The organism is Ruegeria sp. 6PALISEP08 (genome assembly GCF_001238295.1).
Classification (GTDB): domain Bacteria; phylum Pseudomonadota; class Alphaproteobacteria; order Rhodobacterales; family Rhodobacteraceae; genus Ruegeria.
This window is the reverse complement of sequence record NZ_LGXZ01000002.1, coordinates 446,502-463,428: the sequence shown is the minus strand read 5'-3', so window position 1 is coordinate 463,428 and position 16,927 is coordinate 446,502. Positions and strand designations below refer to the sequence as shown.

Here is a 16,927-nt window from a genome sequence, read left to right as displayed (position 1 = left end):
CTCGGGTATCGGTGACCCAAGAGCCTGTCGTTGTTCCATGTTCTTATGAGCTGGCTGGGGTGGTAGCAGCCATGACTGTTTCCAAAGCTTTCCAGCTGCTTCCAAATTACTATTGTAATTATTCTCATTTAGGTTGATTTTTCTTCCAACGGGTTCCAACGAGAGGCGGTGAGTTCTACGTTTTTCTGTGGGGCAGATTGTGGGGCAGATTTAGTGACGCGGAAATCGGATAGTAAGAGTTTGACGGCGCGAAGTGTCGCTGCGCTACCGCCGGGGCGTTACCCAGACGGGCAAGGGACAGGGCTCATCCTTCGGGTTCTGGACAGCGGTCGCCGAAACTGGATGCAACGCCTCACGATACACGGGCGGCGTCGCGATATCGGGCTGGGCGGATATCCTGCAGTTTTGCTGGCAGAAGCCCGTGAAACTGCACTGGCAAACAAGAGGGTTGCCGCTGCCGGCGGCGATCCTATTTCGGAAAAACGGAAAGCAAAGGCCGAGGCCGCGAAGCGACTGACATTTGCCGAGGCTGCACTGCGTACCCGCGATGAACTGGCGCCTTCATGGAAGGGAAAGAAGGAGCCGCAGGCGTTCCTGTCGTCGTTAAAAACCTACGCCTTCCCGTATTTCGGAAGCACCGACGTTGCCGATGTAACCTCTGCCGACATAAGACGTGCTGTTCTAGCTTGCCGTGAAAAGGTGCCGAACCTGAGCGTGAAGGTGCAACACCGCATTCTCAGCGTGTTCAAGTGGTCGGTTGCCGAGGGGTTGCGAGACACCAACCCGGCGACCGGTGATGCGCTTGCACTGCCGAAACTGGAACTCAAGCAAAAGAACAACCGTGCGCTTCCCTACGCTGACGTAGCCGATGCCATCGAGACCGTTAAGGCATCCAAAGCCTGGGCGTCCACCAAGCTGGCAATCGAGTTCACGATTCTGACTGCCGCGCGTAGCGGCGAGGTGCGCGGTGCCCGTTGGGAAGAAGTTGACCTTGGGAATGCTGTGTGGATCATTCCGGCAGAGCGAATGAAGATGAACCGCGAACATCGGGTGCCGCTATCGCGCCGTGCTGTCGAAGTTTTGCGGCAAGCGGAAGTTCTGCGCGATGGAACCGGGCTGGTGTTTCCATCCGCCCGAGGCAAGCAGCTTTCCGACATGACCCTTTCCAAGCTGGTGAGGGAGCTCGGTATCAACAGCACGGTTCACGGTTTCCGCTCATCTTTCAGGACGTGGGCGCAGGAACGCACCAACGTTCCCGGCGAAGTTGCCGAGGCAGCCCTTGCCCACGTGAAAGCAGACAAGGTTGAAGCCGCGTATGCCCGCTCAGATCTGTTCCAGAAGCGGCGCAAACTGATGGAGCAGTGGTGCAATTATCTCTTTGCCTTGCGCGGCGAGGTTGTCAGGATAGGAGCGCAGTCATGAGCGATGATCATCAGCCGGAGGGCTTGCTAGATATTTTCCTTTCGGACGAGGAGATTGCAGAGAAATACCGTGACAAACCGGATCCCCTACGCGGCATCGGCCTTGGCTTGGGCGCATCTGACAGGGCGCGAGAGTTGGTGTTGAAGGGTCTCGAATATGAGCAGCTTGAGATAATATCCAAAGTGCTCGAAAACCAGAAGAGGCAGCCGGGTCGGCCGAGCATAAACGACAAGCGTTTTACAAAACACAGCAAACGAGCGTTTTGTCTCTACGCAATGGCCGAACGCATCAAAAAGGAGCGCGGGATTGCCCCGGACGAGGGATTGGAAATCACGTTGCGCAAGCTCATTGAGGAGACGGAAAAGACATTTCCGACCCACGGCATATTTAAGAAGCCCAAGGATTTCGACAAAATGCGCAAGAGCATCAAACAAGGGTGCAAGGCGTTAGGCATAGAAGATCAGTGGCGGGGTCCACCACTTTCCGACCTAATGAAATAGGGTCTGACCGGATAACCAGAAGATGACGGTAGCGGCGACGCGGATTGCCGACAGGAACAGCTCACCACCTAGGTCATAGCGGTTTGCGATACGACGCCAGTCCTTAAGGCTAGCGAACAAGTTCTCGATCGGATGCCGCTTTGCGGTGGAGGTTGGTACTGAATGTCCGAAATGCGCAGATATGCGGACATCTGGGTAAAACCGTCAGATGACCGAATGGAGCCCGCAGCGGTCATCCGATTTAGCCTGAGCACTTCATTAAAAGCTACAGGTGAGAATGCACTACCTTGAGTGCATGTTGGAAGGATGCTTCGGCGAACGCGCGGCTTGACCCGTCCTGGAGGGGCTTGTTCAGCGACGCTTTCTTTTCGCGAGATTCAACTGGTTGGATTCGACCCTCCAAAACAGTTCCCCAAACCTTTACATCCCGGATTTCCATAGGATCGACTTTGAGCGGGTTACGATCAAGAACTGTAAAGTTAGCGCGCTTTCCCGACTCAATGCTGCCGATCTCATGTTCTAGTTTGAGCGAGTATGCGGCCTCGATTGTCACTCCACGTAACGCATCTTCTGCGCTGACCCTCTGTTCCGGGCCCGCTACCCGACCGGAAGACGTGACCCGGTTTACAGCACTCCACATCAGGAACAGCGGATCTCCCGGAGCCATTGGCATGTCCGAATGCAGAGACCACGCAATACACGCGCGGGACACGTCGCCGATCCGCACCATGGAATCCGCGCGTTCAGGGCCCAGACCAACTTTGGAATATTGATCGGCAAGCGCCGTCACATAATACGGGTTGGCGCTGACAATCGCGCCTAGATCCGCGATCCGTTTCACCTGATCTTCGGCGCTGACCGCGAAGTGCACCAGAACTGTGCGGTGATCATATCGCGGATTCCGGCGTAGGTTCATCTCAAGTGCATCCAGTACACGATCCAGACCTGCATCTCCGTTAACATGCACATGAATCTGATAACCGGCATCCCAATAAATCCGGAACGCGCGGTCAAAGTCACTCTTGTCCATCATCCACTCGCCTTCGTGCCCATCAAGATAGGCGTCGCGGACTTTCATCAACAAGGAATAGATCGCACCATCTGCAAACAGCTTGGCCTGCATAGGCGCAAGGCTTGTCATTCCGCCATACCAACTGCTGAGTTTTTCTGTTTCGGCGATCACCTGAGCATCGTCGCTGTACGCCTGTACCATCGATTTTGCATCCGGCATGAAGGACCAGCGGAAAGGCATGTCTGGGCTAGAAAACACCGCATTTATACCGTCCTGTACAGGCTTGGACAGAATGCCACCGGGCTCATTTCCAAAAGTAACGCCCTTAGAGTGCATGTAATCCCGGGTAAGTTCCAACCCGGCTTGCAACCGCTCAGACGAAGCTGCCAAAGGCGCGATATTCGGCAAAACCGCAAACAATCCCTGCTCCCAGAACCGGCCCTCGGCAAAGTTCGATTGCATTTTCTCAGTCGGAGAAAATCCGTCTACCAATTCTTGGGTAACCCCCCCGATTTCAAGCGCAACGCTGTTCAGGATCATTTCGTGGCAGGACCGCGCCCAAACCAATATCGGTTGTGTATCGCTGATCGCATCGAGTTCTTCGCGTGTGAGCGACCCGTAAAACGCCGGGTGGTACCCCCATGACACGACCGGTTCAGTCGGGTCTGTCCTCGCTTGGACTGCCTGTGTCAAACGGTCCACAAAGTCCTGTTTGTCCCGCACGGCCGGAACGGTTCCAAAGGGCAACACCCAATCCTCGATCGACAGGATTTCCGAAGACATCGTGAGCGCGGCTAACAAGGGATGGTCATGTTGAGCAATGAAACCCGGCACAATCACTTTGTCAGAAAATCTGGTGTCAACCGTGTGACGTTGCCCCTTTAGCGTATCCACAACCTCATCGAGGTTGCCGGTCAGAAGAATGCGCCCGTCCACAACTGCGACAGCATCCACCACGGGTTTAGCCGGATCGAGTGTAAGAATTTCCCGGGCGGTGTAGACAGTGACTGTCGGGAGCGGAACAACTTTGGCGCCGAGATCAGAAAGCGAAGAGGTTTGCCCAACGGCAGCACCAAAAGGCAACAAAACTGCCAATGTTGATACGCTGGCTTTCAACAGGCTTCGACGGTTCAGCAAACTCATTTGTCTTTCCTTTTTATTTTTTGGTCAAACCTCGGGCTTGGCCTTGGTTTTCACTGCGTTCAACGGCGTATCTGAGCGTTCTTTTTGGCAGGCATTGGTCGCACTCAAACCCTAAAAATCCGAGGTGCGGTCAATTGCTGCAAATCCACTCTCCATCGTCAGTACAGACGGCGCGTCCAGGCTACCGACTACTGCACGAACATCAACCATCTCCACTGCCTGAGTGATGTATGTCTTGTAGTAGTAGGTGCGTTTGGCGGTATCGGCTGCAGAAGACCATACTGTGTAATCAGTATGAACACCGTCCGGGCCGGTATCACGGATCGCACCCTTTGGTATGTCGAAGGCGTTGAGAATATGGAAAGCCTGAAAAACCGCATCATCCGTTGTTGAAGAAGGCAGGGCGGAGTTGGCGAAAGCAACAGCGCGCACAAAACGCGACGGTGATGAGAAGTCACCGGGCAGACCAACCATACCGCTTCCCTGTCCAAACGCTGGTAGTGACAGATCACCAACAGAGATTGCCTCTCGGTTTTCAGCCTGAAGACCGATATAGTTGCGCAGGTTGGTCAGGTGCCAATCATATGATGGATTGTTGGTGACGGTGTTTACAGAATTCTCATAGATGGTCAGACCTTCCGCGGTGTATTGGATCACAATCGACGCGCCGGACGCATCGACAACCGAATAGTGGAACGGTGCAAAGCTATTGATGACGTCGATATGGGTGCCTACGACATCGATTTTCGGCAAAGCTGCGCGCACTTCGGCCACAGTGCTGAACTGGCCCAGGATCCAGTTTCCAAGTTCGTCCGAGGAAACAGCGCGGTCTCGGTTATCCTCCGTTGCCTCTCCAAACACCGCGTCACCGGCAAAATAGAATGCCCCGAAATAGAGGCCTTCCGTGTTCATGCCATCAAAAACGATCGGGAAGTCGAACGCGTTGGCTCCGAGGAACCCGTACTTTGCGGTATAGGTGAAGCCGCTTTGGTCAGCATCCAGTGCCAGAGTCTCAATCTCGGTGCCTGCAGGTACAGCATAGATGTTCGATTGGATATCGAAGCCAAATTCCAGCGTTCTTGCGGGAACGGTACCCCCATCTTTAGCATGCAGTACAATGCCTGTGCAGGCAAGCGCCTGCCCCGTAGCAAGGCCTATGCAGGCTGAGAATGTAAGGGCTTGCGATAGAAAGCGCCAAGGCTCGGAAAAACTTTTGAACATCGTTGATCCTCCTGTTGTTTCTTTGAAAGGGTTAAAAAGGGTTTGTGAATGATTTGTGAAAATACATCTGAGGCTTTTGACAAATCGATACCGCAAGAAACACCCTGTCAACTGGTAATCTTTGGACGAAGGCCGGGCTCAATAGGGGGCTCTAGTAACACCCAGCCTTCTTGCTCTCCCCAAGGAACTATTCGGAACTGACATGCGCCATCATGCACGGTCAAAAAAGCATAGGAACAATTGACATATCCCAAAGGATTGCAAGGTCCGAAAAGTCCGCGTTGCGGTCATAAGAGCGATTTTTCCGAACGTCTGCTGCTGGTGAGATGCTGCCGTTGAGGTCTGAGCGTTTTATCTGTCCAGAACCTAGGCATTTGCCGCCGAAAAACTCCTACCAATTAATTGGCCCCTCCGATGCGACAGGGAACCCTGACAGCTTCGCAGTACCGATAACCATCAGTGAGGTATTGCACATGCCAGACCGAATCCTTCGCCGTCCTGCCGTAGAGGACCGCACCGGCAAAAGCCGCAGCGGAATCTACGAAGCCATCAATCCAAAAAGCCGCTGGTACGACCCGACATTTCCAAAACCCGTGAAGATTGGGCTGCGTTCTGTTGGTTGGTTCGAGAGTGAAGTCAACGAATGGATCAAAGGGCGAATAGCGGCCTAAGGCGCAAGATTGGAGAATAAGCATGACAACCAATTCAAAGAAACTCGCTAGCCCCTTCAACCTCGATGATTTTCTTGTCCCAGTAGAGGAGTTTGAGGCCGCGCAGACCGATGGTTACTTCGAGGTCAGCATCGGTAAGCCAAAGAGGTTCGAGTACTTCCGCGCCCACCCGGTATGGCAGTTCATTGGACGAATTTTTGAGATCGACGGGGACAACGGCCTCGACAAGGAACGCTATCTTCTGGCGCAACACTTAATGCCAGAAGAAACCGAAATCACCGATGACGAGGCGCGTCTCGTCCTTTTGCGACTCCTCGTGACCATCTCTGGCAAGGTGTACCTCTTGCCGACATTCCCTACGTCTGACAACGAGTGGCACAAGTCGGCTATTCGTGCCGTTAAGTCGGGAGAAGAGGCGTGGACCCGTATGTCCTCAATGCGTGCGGAGGGCCGATATCTCGTCAAGGAAGCAGAGGACCAGCAGGCACTTGGTGAGGTCAAATGGCCCGATCAAGTCGATCAAGGCCGCGAGGGTATGATGGAACTGCTCCAGCGCGGGTTCGGGACGGATGGCATCATCACCAACGCTGACCATCCCGCTGTCCGCCGCCACAAGGGCTTGGCCCGGTGATCGACGGGTTCAACCGCTTCCGGGAGATCTGGCTGCTGGACTTTGAATTCCGCTCGCCTTCCGGACACTGCCCCCGCGTTGTTTGCATGGTGGCTCGAGAGCTGCGCACCAACCGCATCTTGCGCATGTGGGAGTTCGAGTTGAGGGGACTGGCGACGGCCCCTTTTTCCGTCGGCGACGACGCTCTGATCGTCTGCTACTTCGCTCCAGCGGAAATGGGGTGCTTCGTTGACCTAGGCTGGCCGCCACCGCGTCACATCCTTGATCTCTACGTCGAATACAAGGCGCTGATGAACGGCCGTAAGCCGTCGCCGAATGGATATGGCTTGCCATCAGCTCTTATGTCCCTCGGCATCCCAACAATCGGCGCGGAATACAAGGATGCCATGCGGGGCATTATAATCGAGCGTGAAACCCATGTCTGGGACGAGGCTGAGCGCCGAGCCATCCTCGCGTATTGTCAATCGGACGTGGACGCCTTGCGTCCGCTTTTTTTTCGGCTGGCCCCGTTCATCACCCGAGGGGGCGATATCACCCTCGCACAGGCGCTGTTCAGGGGTCGTTACATGGTCGCAGTCGCCAGGATGGAGTGGGAGGGCGTGCCTATCGATACGACGCTCGTCGAGCGCCTGAAAGATTGCTGGAAGGACATCCGGCTAGGCCTCATCCGGCAGATGGACCGCTTTGGCTTCTACCGAGCGGACGGCACTTTCAGCTTCGCCAACTTCGACGCGTTTATCGAGCGACACGGTCTGAGTTGGCCACGCACCGAGACGGGCCGGGCGAAGATGGACGATGACACACTCAAGGGAATGTTGGCGGCATATCCCCAACTCGCCGAGTTTCGGGAGCTTCGGTCCACGCTCGACAAGCTGACGCTGAACAAATTGGCCGTCGGCCCCGACGGGCGAAATCGGACGATGATCTCGCCCTTCGGTACCGTGACCAGCCGGAATGCGCCGTCCACCACCAAGTTTGTTTTTGGGCCTGCGAAGTGGATAAGGCACCTCATCGTGCCGCCCGAAAGACAGGCCATCGCCTATCTCGACTGGAGATCGCAGGAGATCGCAATCGCCGCCGGTCTAAGTGGTGACCCACAGATGCGGGCGGCCTATGCGACCGACCCGTACTTGTCGTTCGCTATCAGCATTGGCCTCGCCCCGCAGGGCGCGACCCGGCAGACCCACGGGACCGTCCGCGACGCGATGAAGCCGGTCATACTCGGCGTGAACTATGGCCTCGGGGCGCAGTCTCTGGCCCACCAAACGGGTAAGTCGGTCAAAGAAGCCATGCGTCTGCTCGACGCCCACCGCGATACGTATCCGGTGTTCTGGGCGTGGCTGGAGGGCATCATCGAAATGGGTTCCTGCGGACAGGTTATTGAGACTCGGCTTGGATGGCCAGTGCAGCCGCGTTGCGAGAAGTTCCGCAACCACCGGATGCTGCAAAACTTTCCGATGCAGGCGAATGGCGCGGACTGCTTGCGCGTGGCAGCCTGTGAGGTGACAGAGGCCGGACATCGCATCTGCGCACCGGTTCACGACGCGCTTGTCCTGATTGGTGATGCGGAGACCATCCACGAGGAGGCGCGACAGGTTGCGGCTATCATGACCCGCGCCGCGACCACCATCGCCCGGATTGAGGTGCCAGTAGATTGCGCCATCACTATGCCCGGAGAGCGGTACAACGAGCCGCGCGGCAGGGCGATGTTCGACACTGTCCTGGACCAGATTGATGGCAAAGTTTGACCTGTCCAACTTCGCGGTTTCGCCGGAGGAACTGGAAAAAACAACACCGCCGTTATCCGGCGAGGTGCCGCGCCGGATAACGGCGACCCGGTCCAGTACTAAAAAAGGTCCTCCTAATACTGACCCAACCAGGGGCAATGATTTCACGATCCTTTCGATGAAGGACGTACGCCGATATCTTCCGCCGGCCAGTCGACTCTACTGCGCAATCCATCAGCGGATGCGGATGCGGGGTGAGACATGGATTAAGGCTGACGCCAAATTGTTCGAAGCGGCGGGTATCGAGAAGCGTACCGCGAGACGACGCGCCGTGAATGCTCTAGAGACTGTCGGGGCTATAATCGTCAAGAGATCGCCGGGCCGATGCTTCCTTCTAACTTTGGGTTAGGTAACATCCGAGGGTTGATCAAAGGCTTGGCACAAGACCGCTGGAAACGGGTGCCGACCCTGATTAACTAAAGAGGTCATTCAAGCTCGAAGGTGGAAACTTTTCCGACGAGCAGACGTTTGTGCAAGGCGCAGCGATTGACTGCTTTGCGGACAAAATTAGCTTTCGCTGCACTTGCACCAATGACCGTTTTTTCTGGTATTCATGGCCCAGTTTCTTTGCAAAACCCACGTCCAAAATGGTCTATTTTGCAGGCACCAAAAGATGTGTTTTTGGTCGAGCTAGTACCGAATTCAAGGTGCAAATAGATAGCTAAGCTAAAGCCAGATAGATATCTAGAACTCTGCAAATTCCGGGACGTTGCCAAGCCGAATGAGGAAACTTGGTGATCCGACTTCGCCACTGTTCGGATCTTCGCTGACCATGTAGGCATCGGCGCCAGCGCAATCGTCGGATTGCGCTTCTCTTTCTGCTCTGTTTTGTGCTTCCGCTGCCGTGGAGTATTCAAATTGCTTGCCAATTTTCAAGCTTCCTTGCCCTCCGCGTCCTGGCTTCTGTTCGACATATGTCTGGCAGATATAGTGAACTTTTTCTGAGCTCTCATCTGAGTTTGTCATGGCATATCCTTGAAACGAGTACGGGCGCTACTGATGCTTGAGATAAACAGTGCTCGCTAGCCGCTTTATTTGTGTTTCGCTCAATCGAGTCGCGCGGAGAGGAGGGCCAACGATCATGTCACCGCTTTTTGGCGGGCTTCGGCGGACAGGCTTCAGATGGAGTCGTCGCATCCCTTTCGAGCCTAGTTTTGCGAAGCCGGGCGTTCTTGATCTGTCTTTGCTCTGCTTCTTCGTTGACCATTTCCCTAACGACCCGCGTTGTTTTGTCCATCGGCGTTTCCGCCTTGGGAACGTGTGCATTGAAGACAGTTGATTTTTTAAGCTTTGCCAATGGTTATTCTCCTATCCGTTTTCAACGGCGCATTTGTCAGTTGAGTATTTCAAATTGATGCCGGGTGATTGCCTGGTCCTTGAGAGACACGCGCGTGTCGTAAAGGACTGCGATGGAGCAGCTTTGTCTGAACGTCAGGAGCGGACATAGCTTTCATCAACGCACTATAGTTCATTTGGAATCTCATTTCCGATCCTACGCTCTGTGTCGAATGGGATGTGCCGATGACAAGATGATCGCTTGTTGCACCGATGAGTCTATTCCTGGGAGGCATAGAAAGCCCGAAAACGTCTGTATCTTGCTGACCAATGGCGAGAACTACTTGTGTGCTCTGTCCACTTTTTGGGACAAGGTGAAGTCTTTTGAATACCGGGTCGCAGATGCTCTGTGGGTAAGATGAAGGTTTGGACCCTGTTTCAATGACCTCGGCGACAAGCGTAAAGGCATCCGTATACATCCCGCCTATTTGATCTCCGGAAACCGGATCAACGCCCAGCAGTATTGCTTCCCCCAGCCTTAAATCGTTGATGCGACCAGCTGGGTGTCTACTTAAGGCCCAAGGAAGGTTGGCCGAGTTACCACCAGATACCATCTGAAGGAAGGGACCACACTGTCCCTCTATGTCATTTGCCAGGCCAGACAAGGTGTCCATGTCTGCGGCAATCGGGGCAATTCCGCTCAGACATGCGAAGTTCGCTCCGATGCCCTTCAGCGCGACACCTGGCATATCCACCACTTGTTGTGCAATTGAGCCTAGGTATTTTGGCATGATCCCTTCGCGTAGATCGCCCATCTCAACCATCAAGATAATGCCGTGAATGCAGCCCTTCCGGATCGCGGCGGCGGCCAGAGCGGTAATCACGAGGATCTCTGTGTTGTAGCTTGCCTCACAGTACTGGACGACCTGATCAACCTGGCTCAGCATTGGTGTACGGATCAAGGTGATCGGGCATGTCATGCCCGCATTGCGTAACTTCCGAACGTTGCTAAGACGCGCTTCTGCAAGTCCCACAGCGCCACCGTCCAGCATGGCCCGAGCGATGGTTGGATGCCCGCACACTGCTTTGGTCACACCAGTAACGCTGATGCCGCGAGTCTTGAGGCCCCCGATCACAGTCTTTGCATTGTGGCGTATCTTGCTCAGATGCACCTCAATGCGAGGTGTACTCATATCGCAGCCACAGGTGTGGGTTGATGCAACCCAGGATAGGCGGCGACAACCATTGCAAGCAAATACGATGCTGGCCGGCTGAGTACATCCGTTACAGGCAGCCCGAGTATTTGTGACTGTGCGGCGATAGTTTCGGTAATCTCGGCCTCAGACATCCCCTCGTGATTGAGCGTGACGCCGATGACTTTTGTGTCAGCAAACGCTTCGATGAGGGCAATCTCACTTGCAGGTTTAGGCATTGGCATATTGGGAAAATCACAGCGATGTGCGCGCTTTGGAGCGTGCTGAAGGATCACGGCGTCCGGCTGGCTGCCCCGCAGGATAAAGGCGGATGTGCAGAACGCCGGATGACTTAACGCCCCTTGACCTTCGATCAATATGACATCGGGTTGTTCAGCCTCGGAAGCGTCAACAATCGCACCTTCAAGCTCGCCGCAACAAAACTGCGGCGGCACGGCATCCATTGCCACTCCATATTTTGCACCCTGCATCAAACCCGTCTGGCCCGTACCAACAAGAACAGTCTTGATGCCCCTTGCGTTCAAAGCGCGGGCCAATACGGTCGCTGTTGTCCGTTTTCCAATGGCGCAATCGGTTCCAAGAACCGCTATGCGCAGTGCCTTCACTCCTGCAATACTTCCGTCGAACAGGCGCATATCCTTGCTGGGTTTAGGTTTTCGAATATCGCGTATGGTGACTTTGCGTTCGACCGCAAAAGCCGCGATTTCTAGATCATCGCTCAGATATTCATGCAATCCACTGACGATGTTCATACCTAGTGAAATCGCGTCGAGAACAACGTCGCGATCTGTCGATGAGAGTCTCCCCGTAGATGGTGCCATCCCGTAAATGAGGGTATCTGGGATGACGGTTTCATGGGCGACAGCAGCGTCCAAACTTCTAAAGACCGGAATGTGGTTTACTGCATCGTCAAGAATCTGCCCGCTGTCTTCGCCGTCGTGGTTGCTATCGATGACAGACAGGATCCTGTAGGCCTCTGAATGACGAACAAGGCCATTAGCAGTTTTGCCATCAATGTTGGCGAAGTTACCTTGGCAATAGACAATCGCAGTTGTTGGCGAGACGATCTGAGTGGTCGAGGTTGATCTTATGGGTTCATCGCTGGTCAATGGCGGCGCTTGTGCACCGCTGACGGGACGACGGATAGTGTTAGCCGCGCTAAAGTCGGTTTTCATGATGTTTCCTTTTTGTGGTCGACACCGAAGGCAACGCTGCCGTCACCATTGGGTAATGAAGTCGAGAATATCGTGCCGCACGCTCAGTTATCGAGAATGCAAAGTCCCTTAGATAACTTGAAATTCTTGTTGCAGTCCCACCGGTTTCCGGACCTGTCGAGATGGGCATTCGCAGGAAGGTCTATTACGTCACAGCTCGCACCTGAGGCAGCGTATCCCCGCTCGCACTTCCATCCCGTTCCGTAACTTGCATCGTCAAAGAAGGCATGTTCAGGGATCATAACGGGCGCGCACGACCCATCTTGTGCAAAGTACCCACGTTCGCATGTCCAGGGTCGGCCGTAACCTGATGAATTCAGATACGCGTTGGCCGGGACTTCAATAGCGACGCAAAGGTCGTCCGATGCTTCGAACCCCCGTTTGCATTTCCACGCTGGCCCATAGGTAGTAGCTGCCAGGTAAGCGTTTGCGGGTACGACAATTTCTTGGCACATGTCGTCGATTTTGAGAAAACCGCGGGAGCAATGCCAGCGCTCACCTGATGGATCAAGAAACCCGCCATCAGGTACAATCACCGCAACACAGGCCGTGTCATCCTTCTTGCGAAAACCATGAAGACATTCCCAACCAGAGCCATAGGTGCGGTTGGTCGGATACGCATTTGCTGGCACTATGACAACGGCGCAGACATCGCCACTCAGCCTATACCCGGCGTTACATTTCCAGCCGTCACCGTAGCTCTTTGCAGTGGCATTTTCAGGCACAGGTTGCGATGTGGATTGAGCATATGCAGGCGTTGAAAACAGAAGCAGAGCACAGATTGGGAGCACAATCAGAGCCGCAATCATCTGAATGCCTGGTGACGGATGCGCTCCCCAGATCGCCTGACAGAGTTGCGGCATTGCCTTTGAGTTATGATCCATCCAGCTCAAGCCCCGCGATACAGGCATCTGCAAGGTCACGGCTTGGCGTTTCCGACCCCGGCAACGTAGCCCAACCCGTATCCATCATAGCCTTGCGGCGACTGAAGCCAGAGGCCTCTTGGAGGGTTACGATTATTTCTTCGCGCCTGGGGTCGGCCGCTGACCTGTTCAGGCAAACCGGCACCATCGCGAGCGTCACTTCTTCGCTTGCATGGTCCTTCGCCAATTCTTGAGCGCTGCCGCTGGTTGTCCAACCGCCCCAAGTAAAGCCAAGGATTGAGACCGCAATCGCACCACACAACGCACCGTAGATGCCTGGTTTCGTCCATTCTGGAAATGTCATTTTGGATCCTCTGGCGGAGAAAGCGCCGCCGCGCTGTTTTGTGTCTTTTTGCGCGTTCTTATTCTCGCGCTAGGGCCGTTCCCAAGGCGCGATGACCGATAGGCGCAGTTCGAGCTACTGAAACTTCATTTGATCAACAGTTGCGTTGTAGTTCCTTGGCAAGCCATTGCTGCGTCTGATCACCACAACGGATCAACAAACGTCACAATCGATGTGGTCGTGCGCGATAACATCGGCAACCTTCCCAAACATCAGATCCCAATCAGAGGATGTGACAGCTGAATTTTCATGATGGAAGAACTTAGTTTACTCTGGCAGGCGATACGCCTAGGCCGCAGAAAACCAGAACTTTAGTAGACTTAACATAGCCACTTGGCGACGGTATTACAACGTTCATGGGCCCAACGCTTATTTCAAGACCCGATACTGATGAAAGCACTAGGCTCAACCCGGTATTCGCCTTGTGTATCGGCAAATCCGTGACCACTTATGGAGCCTCATTAGCATGCCACTCTGAAGCCGACATTCGCTGCATCACAGAAAACATGTAGTTTGGGCTCGGAGCCGTCATTCTCTGCAGCGACTACGAACGTCCGCTTTCGGTGGTAGGCCCGAATTATGTGCCCCGAAACTGACCCTATGCCGCGCGACCAGGTTTGTGCTAACATAGGTCAGCAATGCTAACCTAACATAGGGGGTAACCATGGCTGGTAAAAAGAAGCCAGGTCCCGCAAAATCGCCAATTGGTCGACGAGTGCGCACGATGCTCGATGCACGGTGCATTGAGGAGGCAGAAGGCATAATCGACGCTGTTATCTCTGCTGCCAAATGTGGAGACATCTCCGCGGCCCAGACACTGCTGAACCGGATCTATCCCCCTAGAAGGGGATGCCTGATCACATTCGAGCAGTTTCCAGTAAACGATGCCAAAGACATCAGGCTGGCCTACGATCACTACGAGCGATTGGCTGCGGACGGAAAGATCAGTACCGATGAGCTCGGACAACTTACCGCTCTCGTTGAGCGGAAGGCGAAGGCGTTTGAACTGATCGAACAGGAACGCCGCATTCAGGAGCTGGAAGATCAGATTTCTGAATTGAAGGCAGGGCTGATGCCAAGGGTCGCCTGAGGTGGCAAAACGAGACAGGCAACTCAGCAAATTGTCCGACGAAGTCGGGCGGCTTTGTACCCTAATGAGTGCGGTGTCTATGGAGGACTATGCCAGCCCTTCTCTTTGGGCTGCCAAGGCATTGGGTCTTGAGCTGGACGATTGGCAAGCTGAAATCATGGAGGCTGAAGCAAATCGGATCTGTGTGGTGGCTAGCCGCCAATCCGGCAAGAGTACCGTTACCGCGGCTCGAGCGGCCTATACTGCTCGCACGAACCCGGGGTTCCGCATCGTGGTAGTCTCTCCAACTTTCCGCCAATCAAGCGCTCTGCGAACGAAGGTTGTGGGCTGCCTTCAAAGGGCTGAAGTGCACCATGGCCAATCGAGAGAAGAGATCCGCCTCTTAAACGGCTCCAGCATCATTGCCCTGCCGGGAGATGATCCGGACAAAGTGCGCGGAGCGACAGCAGACCTGGTCATCATTGATGAATGCGCTTTTGTGAAAGAGGACGTTGCTGCAGCGATACTGCCGATGTTGACTTCAACAGGCGGCGATCTGATCGCCGTCAGCACACCAAATGGACCGCAGGGACTGTTTCACGAGTTGGCGACAGACAAGGATGCGCACGTGATCAATGTACCGGCGGAACGCATTGCTCGGTTTGACGAGGACACGCTTTCCGATCTTCGTACCCGCCTAGGTCCCGCCCGAGCTTCACAAGAACTCGACTGCGCCTTTGTCGTGGCAAATCGTTCTGTTTTCGACGCCAACGCGCTGGCCGCGATGTTTGGGGACGGCGTGGCAACTGCTCCAGATTTGGGCGAGATCAAACTAGCGGCTGCGAAAGAAGATAGTGATATCTCCGCTCAACAGGAATCGGCCAGACGAAGAAAGGAACATAGCGAACTGAGCGGCCTACGACGTCCACACACGGATATGTGGGGGGTCTTCTAATGGCACAGTCTGATCGGACATCGAAGCGCGTTGCTTTCGGCAGGGTTCTCACCGCTGGTGGGGGAGGACCCAACCAACCGGTGGTGGTGATCTGCTCGTCTAGCGTCTGGACTGCCGACGGGCAAAGCAAGGACGGCTATGCTTGGACGTTGCACCCTGCAACCCTTGTTCCACATTGGTGTGTCGTCCGAGATGGAGATGCGCGCACAATCCGGGAGATCGTCGACGCTGATCTCGAAACATGGCGAGAGAGCCGCAATCCCTCGGCACCAGCTGTGGTTCTAAGTGATGTTGGTCAGAACCTTGCCGCATCTGATCTCCTAACAAGCCGCTCTGGCTGGGAAGACCCGACGACTTTCGCAAACGTCCTTGTCAATGGTTCGACATGTGATGGCACTGAGTATGACGTGCATGGCCGACAAATTATCGGCGCCAGATTCCTTGTGTCTTGGTTTGATCGAATGCTCTGGAAGAACCCGAAACACGTCGCTCCGCCTCTAGGGGCATTTGGTGCCCCATGGGTCCAAGACAGGATCATCCTGGCCTTCGATGCGAACGAGTATTCGGTTCCCAACGGCGGGCTTACGTGGGAGGCCGTCGGTCGCGGTGCAGCGTCCGCCGAGGCTCTGACCCGACGCCCGGGCATCGGTGATGCGGATGCACTGGCTGGCCTCTCGGCGGATGAAACCGTGGCGATTGCGCTGATGTTGCAATTCTGGGCGGCCTATAATCATGCGCCAGTCAGTAACTCTGGTCCAATTCATTACCGTGCCCCGCACCTTGTTTTATGATTGTTGCCGGTCTCGATCTTGCAAAGCGTTCAGATCATTCTGCACTGGTCATAATCAAAGCTGGAAATATGTTGACCGTGACGCACGCGTTGCGATTACCGCACCGTCCTTACCGCGAGCAGATAGAAGCGCTTAGGCCAGCCCTGTTAGGTGTTGATCGCTTTGCCTTTGACGGCACCGGCGTTGGCGATGCCGTGGGGGAGATGTTGCCCAACATCAGTGCGACAGGAGTGGTAACGACCAGCTCCAACTCCAAACCTCGGGTATCCGATGATGGTCGGATCATGATTTCCAAGCAGTCACTGATCGGAGGCATAAGCTCGGCTTTGGCTTGCGGGCAGCTAAGAGTTGCTCCAAACGCTCCGGGGCGCGCAGACTTAGCTGCTGAAATGGCGGCTTTCGTTGCGATTCCCGGATCCAGGAAGATGGATGCCAGTCGAGGTCATCACGACGATTTGGTCATGGCGTTAGGATTAGCGGTGTTGGCGGCATGTTCCTAGCAAGACAAAAGACACAGGTTCAAATGTTAGCCGCAGTTTATCAGAAGGGGTGCGATGCGCTTGTGACGTCGACTTGTGGGGCAAATTGTGGGGCGCAAAAATAAACTAACAAAAGTTATGTTTATAATCAATATTTTAAGTGGTTTATATGGCTGGGGTGGTAGGATTCGAACCTACGATACACGGTACCAAAAACCGCTGCCTTACCACTTGGCTACACCCCAACGGTGAGCGGCTGTCTACGATTGTTGTCGGC

General features: G+C 54.6%; 16 protein-coding genes and 1 tRNA gene. 9 read left to right on the top strand and 8 right to left on the bottom strand.

Annotated features, from left to right (window positions below; all coding sequences use genetic code 11):
* Nucleotides 1–240 precede the first annotated feature (240 nt).
* The gene (locus ALB80_RS05430) at nt 241–1,422 is read left to right on the top strand and encodes a site-specific integrase (RefSeq protein ID WP_253276816.1); all 1,182 of its coding nucleotides are present in this window, start codon (nt 241–243) and stop codon (nt 1,420–1,422) included.
* Nucleotides 1,419–1,922: a hypothetical protein gene (locus ALB80_RS05425; RefSeq protein ID WP_050602987.1), complete on the top strand. Its 504-nt coding sequence runs from the start codon at nt 1,419–1,421 to the stop codon at nt 1,920–1,922. Before ALB80_RS05430 ends, ALB80_RS05425 begins: the two co-directional genes overlap by 4 nt.
* Nucleotides 1,923–2,187: 265 nt before the next feature.
* On the opposite strand, the gene ALB80_RS05420 is transcribed toward ALB80_RS05425, so the two are convergent.
* Together ALB80_RS05420 and ALB80_RS05415 are read right to left on the bottom strand one after the other, a co-directional pair.
* Nucleotides 2,188–4,077, bottom strand: coding sequence for an amidohydrolase (locus ALB80_RS05420; protein WP_050602986.1), 1,890 nt, complete (start codon nt 4,075–4,077; stop codon nt 2,188–2,190).
* Nucleotides 4,078–4,188: 111 nt separating this feature from the next.
* Nucleotides 4,189–5,298: a linear amide C-N hydrolase gene (locus ALB80_RS05415; RefSeq protein WP_050602985.1), complete on the bottom strand. Its 1,110-nt coding sequence runs from the start codon at nt 5,296–5,298 to the stop codon at nt 4,189–4,191.
* Between the two features lie 473 nt (nt 5,299–5,771).
* Here ALB80_RS05415 and ALB80_RS05410 point away from each other — a divergent pair, with 473 nt between their 5' ends.
* The 3 genes from ALB80_RS05410 to ALB80_RS05400 are packed head-to-tail and all read left to right on the top strand — an operon-like array spanning nt 5,772 to nt 8,348.
* Nucleotides 5,772–5,969, top strand: a complete 198-nt coding sequence (locus ALB80_RS05410; RefSeq protein ID WP_050602984.1) for an AlpA family transcriptional regulator — start codon at nt 5,772–5,774, stop codon at nt 5,967–5,969.
* 22 nt (nt 5,970–5,991) lie between these two features.
* Nucleotides 5,992–6,600: a hypothetical protein gene (locus tag ALB80_RS05405; protein WP_050602983.1), complete on the top strand. Its 609-nt coding sequence runs from the start codon at nt 5,992–5,994 to the stop codon at nt 6,598–6,600.
* Nucleotides 6,597–8,348 (top strand): DNA polymerase, encoded by a 1,752-nt coding sequence (locus ALB80_RS05400; RefSeq protein ID WP_157054146.1) that lies wholly within the window; start codon nt 6,597–6,599, stop codon nt 8,346–8,348. Before ALB80_RS05405 ends, ALB80_RS05400 begins: the two co-directional genes overlap by 4 nt.
* A 723-nt stretch (nt 8,349–9,071) precedes the next feature.
* Here ALB80_RS05400 and ALB80_RS05390 read toward each other — a convergent pair.
* The 5 genes from ALB80_RS05390 to ALB80_RS05365 form a co-directional block, all read right to left on the bottom strand.
* Nucleotides 9,072–9,353 carry a hypothetical protein gene (locus ALB80_RS05390; protein WP_050602980.1) on the bottom strand — a complete coding sequence of 94 codons (282 nt, stop codon included), beginning with the start codon at nt 9,351–9,353 and terminating at the stop codon, nt 9,072–9,074.
* A 118-nt stretch (nt 9,354–9,471) separates the two neighbouring features.
* The gene (locus ALB80_RS05385) at nt 9,472–9,684 is read right to left on the bottom strand and encodes a hypothetical protein (protein ID WP_050602979.1); all 213 of its coding nucleotides are present in this window, start codon (nt 9,682–9,684) and stop codon (nt 9,472–9,474) included.
* Between the two features lie 49 nt (nt 9,685–9,733).
* Nucleotides 9,734–10,855, bottom strand: coding sequence for an alanine/ornithine racemase family PLP-dependent enzyme (locus tag ALB80_RS05380; RefSeq protein WP_050602978.1), 1,122 nt, complete (start codon nt 10,853–10,855; stop codon nt 9,734–9,736).
* Nucleotides 10,852–12,051, bottom strand: coding sequence for a DUF1611 domain-containing protein (locus ALB80_RS05375; protein WP_083445192.1), 1,200 nt, complete (start codon nt 12,049–12,051; stop codon nt 10,852–10,854). Before ALB80_RS05375 ends, ALB80_RS05380 begins: the two co-directional genes overlap by 4 nt.
* A gap of 912 nt (nt 12,052–12,963) precedes the next feature.
* A complete protein-coding gene (locus tag ALB80_RS05365; RefSeq protein ID WP_050602976.1) occupies nt 12,964–13,317 on the bottom strand; it encodes a hypothetical protein in 354 nt (117 codons plus the stop codon).
* A gap of 703 nt (nt 13,318–14,020) precedes the next feature.
* On the opposite strand from ALB80_RS05365, the gene ALB80_RS05360 reads away from it, so the two are divergent.
* The 4 genes from ALB80_RS05360 to ALB80_RS05345 all read left to right on the top strand — a co-directional run bounded on the left by ALB80_RS05360 (nt 14,021) and on the right by ALB80_RS05345 (nt 16,671).
* Complete coding sequence (locus ALB80_RS05360) at nt 14,021–14,446, top strand: hypothetical protein (RefSeq protein WP_157054145.1); 426 nt, start codon at nt 14,021–14,023, stop codon at nt 14,444–14,446.
* A gap of 79 nt (nt 14,447–14,525) precedes the next feature.
* Nucleotides 14,526–15,380 carry a terminase large subunit domain-containing protein gene (locus ALB80_RS05355; protein WP_050602974.1) on the top strand — a complete coding sequence of 285 codons (855 nt, stop codon included), beginning with the start codon at nt 14,526–14,528 and terminating at the stop codon, nt 15,378–15,380.
* The gene (locus ALB80_RS05350; RefSeq protein WP_050602973.1) at nt 15,380–16,171 is read left to right on the top strand and encodes a hypothetical protein; all 792 of its coding nucleotides are present in this window, start codon (nt 15,380–15,382) and stop codon (nt 16,169–16,171) included. The genes ALB80_RS05355 and ALB80_RS05350 overlap by 1 nt, the downstream gene beginning before the upstream one ends.
* A complete protein-coding gene (locus ALB80_RS05345) occupies nt 16,168–16,671 on the top strand; it encodes a hypothetical protein (RefSeq protein WP_157054143.1) in 504 nt (167 codons plus the stop codon). The genes ALB80_RS05350 and ALB80_RS05345 overlap by 4 nt, the downstream gene beginning before the upstream one ends.
* A 149-nt stretch (nt 16,672–16,820) precedes the next feature.
* On the opposite strand, the gene ALB80_RS05340 is transcribed toward ALB80_RS05345, so the two are convergent.
* Nucleotides 16,821–16,895, bottom strand: a tRNA-Gln gene (locus tag ALB80_RS05340).
* Nucleotides 16,896–16,927 lie beyond the last annotated feature (32 nt).

Coding starts and splice junctions, on each gene's coding strand:
- ALB80_RS05425 (WP_050602987.1), top strand. CDS start 1,419: ATGAGCGATGATCATCAGCCGGAGGGCTTGCTAGATATTTTCCTTTCG.
- ALB80_RS05420 (WP_050602986.1), bottom strand. CDS start 4,077: ATGAGTTTGCTGAACCGTCGAAGCCTGTTGAAAGCCAGCGTATCAACA.
- ALB80_RS05415 (WP_050602985.1), bottom strand. CDS start 5,298: ATGTTCAAAAGTTTTTCCGAGCCTTGGCGCTTTCTATCGCAAGCCCTT.
- ALB80_RS05410 (WP_050602984.1), top strand. CDS start 5,772: ATGCCAGACCGAATCCTTCGCCGTCCTGCCGTAGAGGACCGCACCGGC.
- ALB80_RS05405 (WP_050602983.1), top strand. CDS start 5,992: ATGACAACCAATTCAAAGAAACTCGCTAGCCCCTTCAACCTCGATGAT.
- ALB80_RS05390 (WP_050602980.1), bottom strand. CDS start 9,353: ATGACAAACTCAGATGAGAGCTCAGAAAAAGTTCACTATATCTGCCAG.
- ALB80_RS05380 (WP_050602978.1), bottom strand. CDS start 10,855: ATGAGTACACCTCGCATTGAGGTGCATCTGAGCAAGATACGCCACAAT.
- ALB80_RS05375 (WP_083445192.1), bottom strand. CDS start 12,051: ATGAAAACCGACTTTAGCGCGGCTAACACTATCCGTCGTCCCGTCAGC.
- ALB80_RS05365 (WP_050602976.1), bottom strand. CDS start 13,317: ATGACATTTCCAGAATGGACGAAACCAGGCATCTACGGTGCGTTGTGT.
- ALB80_RS05360 (WP_157054145.1), top strand. CDS start 14,021: ATGGCTGGTAAAAAGAAGCCAGGTCCCGCAAAATCGCCAATTGGTCGA.
- ALB80_RS05355 (WP_050602974.1), top strand. CDS start 14,526: ATGGAGGACTATGCCAGCCCTTCTCTTTGGGCTGCCAAGGCATTGGGT.
- ALB80_RS05350 (WP_050602973.1), top strand. CDS start 15,380: ATGGCACAGTCTGATCGGACATCGAAGCGCGTTGCTTTCGGCAGGGTT.
- ALB80_RS05345 (WP_157054143.1), top strand. CDS start 16,168: ATGATTGTTGCCGGTCTCGATCTTGCAAAGCGTTCAGATCATTCTGCA.